The following is a 3,023-nucleotide window of genomic DNA, read 5'->3' as shown; positions in this document are numbered from 1 at the left end:
ATCCAAACACACAAAGCTATGCCAACACACTCAAAGCTATCCAAACAAGCAGTTAGCTAGGTATGAGTAATAAACACGCAATTAAAACTAATTGTACAAGAAGTGAGCAAAAAGTAAGAAGCGAAAAAAACAGAATAAATTATCTTATAGTTTTGCGGTAATGACACGAATCTGCACAAAAAATATACAAACAAGGGGATTGAGTTTGACACGCACTCAATTTTTCTGATACTCTATCCAACACATTTTTTAAACAAAAAAAATCTCTTGATTGTATCGGTCGGCAAACTTCAACAGTCAAGAGATATTCAAATAATATGGCAAAAATTTTACAAAAAAATAATGAAAATGTCAAGAGTTTTAATGCACCAACCCTTGAAAACACTATAAAAATCAAATTCAATGTAGAAAAAACTAATAGCGAAACCAACGCTAAGACGATATGGCAGCAGCAATCGACTTTATAAAAAAGAACTATGATTTAAAAAAATCATTATCGCAAGACGAAAAAGAGCAATTATTAAGAAGATTTGAGATTTCAGAACGTAGTTTAGAAACATACATATCAAGAGCAAGAAAAGAAATGAGAATAAACTCAACTGACTTAGGGGAGAAAATATACAAACTCAGAAAATCTGATGCTAATGTAACATGGGAAGAAATTGCAAGAATGTTTGAGAGAACCATTGATAGCGTTAAAGCATTAGAAAAACGTTATAAAAAAAGATTGTTAGAAGAATCATCAAAATAAGAAAAAGGCAGTTATTTAACTGCCTTTTTTTATCTATTCTCACGCCAATTTGAACCCCATTTTAGCATAAAAATTAGTGTAAATTTTAACCACGCATATTTGCCATGTAACAGAATATTGGAAGGGATGTAACGTGGGGACACAGTATAGGTTGTGTTACTACAGCTATGCTTCATTTGTAAAATTGAACATTTTTGATACAATACCGCTCTAAGCATTGCCATACGGACTTCTTTCAATCAGCATTATAAAAAACCCCGTAGGGCGAACGTCTTTTTCGTAGAAAAAGGGTAGTGAGTACCCTTTTGCAAAAAGGGCAAAATCAACAGCATAACCATAAGGACCATATATGACAGAACAGGCAGGAATTTACCACGTATTGCGATTGGCAAAACGGTCAAAACAGGAAGTATCGGCATTTCTCGCTCATGCAACAAGGCTACATACACCGATGAATGTCAATGCAGACCGCATACACGAAAATCTACATTTTATCGGGGTTAATAATGATGACCGCAAACCAAAACAAGTGGAATTCACACCGAAGAAGTTACAAGCATTGGTGCGAGAACAAGCAAAAAAAGTGGTAGATAAAAGGGTGCAAAAGTTACGCTCCAACGCTGTTTACGCTACGGAATTCATCGTATCTGCAAGCCCCGAAGCCTTACACGCAATGACAAAGGAACAGCAGATACAGTATTTACAGGACGGAGTGCAGTTGCTGATGGATAAATTTGGTGCGGATAATTTCATTTCTTCCCATTTTCACTTTGACGAAACCACGCCCCACGCCCATGTCTTTATGGCTTGCGTGACGAAAAACGCAAAGGGAAACCACACAACGAATTTCAAGGCGTTCATTGACGGTCCAACAGAGCTAGGGAAGTTCCAAGACGAGTTTTACCAAAAAATCGGCACTAAATATGGACTACACGAGCATAACAAGAAAGACAGAGCCACGCACACCGAATTGAAAGAATTTTCAGGGCTGGTAAAAAAATATAAAACGGAAGTTCAGACAAAGAATTTGGAAGAATTGGAAGCAATGGTTAAAGATACATACGCTAGAAACGCCATAGACGAGCGTACACGAGATTTTAACCCTGTGGAGCTGATGTGCCGTGATATAATGGGAAAAAGCGTTCAGGAAGCGAATGGGAGCGAATTAAGGGCTTTTATCGATACATTCAACAGAAAGCGTTTATTGAACCTAAGATTGATCTACGAAGGAAAATTAAAGAAAAGAGTGGATAAACTTAAGGCAAGTCGAGAAAAAGAGGAAAAGGAAAAACACTTAGATGAATTGAATCAGCAGTTGATTGGTCCATACTATAACCATTTTCAGCAAAATGCAGAGGAATACGCAGAAATTGTTAAGTCAAGTTTAGAAAGCCACAACTTCAACCCTTATTCGAAAATCGTTGAACCGACAGGGCAAAATAATCTCGTGGTTCTACAACAGCGTTTGGATTTATTACAGGAAGAATTAGATAAATTCTATCAAGATCCAAAAGTTGGTGTAAGGCTGAAAGAGAGTGTATCGAAAGTTTTAGCTTTACCAAAAACAGATAATTTGATAAGAGAATTTATAGAACAACCGCCTAAGAATCAATACGGAAGATACACGAGCATTAGAGAAGCTCTCGTTGCTAGTCCAAAGACGATAATGCATTACATTTTAAAAGAATTTAGAGCAGAGCGAGTAATAAAAGAGCTTGTAGAAGGTATAAAAGGTCTTATAACCAACAGCAGAGATGAAATCAGGGAAATTAGAGCTGAAATGCGAGAAAAGCGAAAAGCAGTATTTATCGAAGAAAGAGTGAGAATTGTGCAAGAATATAAGAACGATTCGGCAAACATTCAACGCCCTAGAATGAGAATGTAGCACTGTAAAATGTCAATTCCTGCAAGTGTTGGCACTTGTTGGCAACATTTGCAGGAATTCAACAACCGTAGGGCGTTAGTTATTATAAATCACATATTAAAATTACAATCCATATTAACGTGAAGCAATGCACCGTTCATTTCTTTTGTCCTAAAGAAACGTGAAATCCGTTCCATTATCGCTCTCAAATCGCCAGAAACCATTTCGACTTCGCCATCAAAAAAAAGCGTGTAAGTTATTACATACTCGTTCAAGTCAGATTTAATCTTGATTTTCATTCTGTTGCTCCTTTTAAGTTATAAATAGCATGAATGGCTTAGCATGAACATTACAGCTAGTGTTGGCAATCGGCAATCATGCAAACACGCTATAAGCCATTCAAACACA

Annotated in this window: 3 protein-coding genes; 2 read left to right on the top strand and 1 reads right to left on the bottom strand. The window is 36.7% G+C overall.

Features of this window, described 5'->3' with window-relative positions; genetic code table 11:
- The first annotated feature begins 442 nt into the window (after nt 1–442).
- Together AM305_RS10035 and AM305_RS10030 are read left to right on the top strand one after the other, a co-directional pair.
- Complete coding sequence (locus AM305_RS10035) at nt 443–751, top strand: hypothetical protein (protein ID WP_005825662.1); 309 nt, start codon at nt 443–445, stop codon at nt 749–751.
- A gap of 349 nt (nt 752–1,100) precedes the next feature.
- Nucleotides 1,101–2,636, top strand: a complete 1,536-nt coding sequence (locus AM305_RS10030; RefSeq protein ID WP_005825660.1) for a plasmid recombination protein — start codon at nt 1,101–1,103, stop codon at nt 2,634–2,636.
- An 89-nt stretch (nt 2,637–2,725) separates the two neighbouring features.
- Here AM305_RS10030 and AM305_RS10025 read toward each other — a convergent pair whose 3' ends face one another.
- A complete protein-coding gene (locus AM305_RS10025) occupies nt 2,726–2,914 on the bottom strand; it encodes a hypothetical protein (RefSeq protein ID WP_005825656.1) in 189 nt (62 codons plus the stop codon).
- Nucleotides 2,915–3,023: the final 109 nt, after the last annotated feature.

Origin of the sequence: Actinobacillus minor NM305 (genome assembly GCF_000175195.1) — a bacterium.
GTDB classification, from domain to species: Bacteria; Pseudomonadota; Gammaproteobacteria; order Enterobacterales; family Pasteurellaceae; genus Haemophilus_A; species Haemophilus_A minor.
This window is presented reverse-complemented; position numbering and strand designations above follow the sequence as displayed.

Coding starts and splice junctions, on each gene's coding strand:
- AM305_RS10035 (WP_005825662.1), top strand. CDS start 443: ATGGCAGCAGCAATCGACTTTATAAAAAAGAACTATGATTTAAAAAAA.
- AM305_RS10030 (WP_005825660.1), top strand. CDS start 1,101: ATGACAGAACAGGCAGGAATTTACCACGTATTGCGATTGGCAAAACGG.
- AM305_RS10025 (WP_005825656.1), bottom strand. CDS start 2,914: ATGAAAATCAAGATTAAATCTGACTTGAACGAGTATGTAATAACTTAC.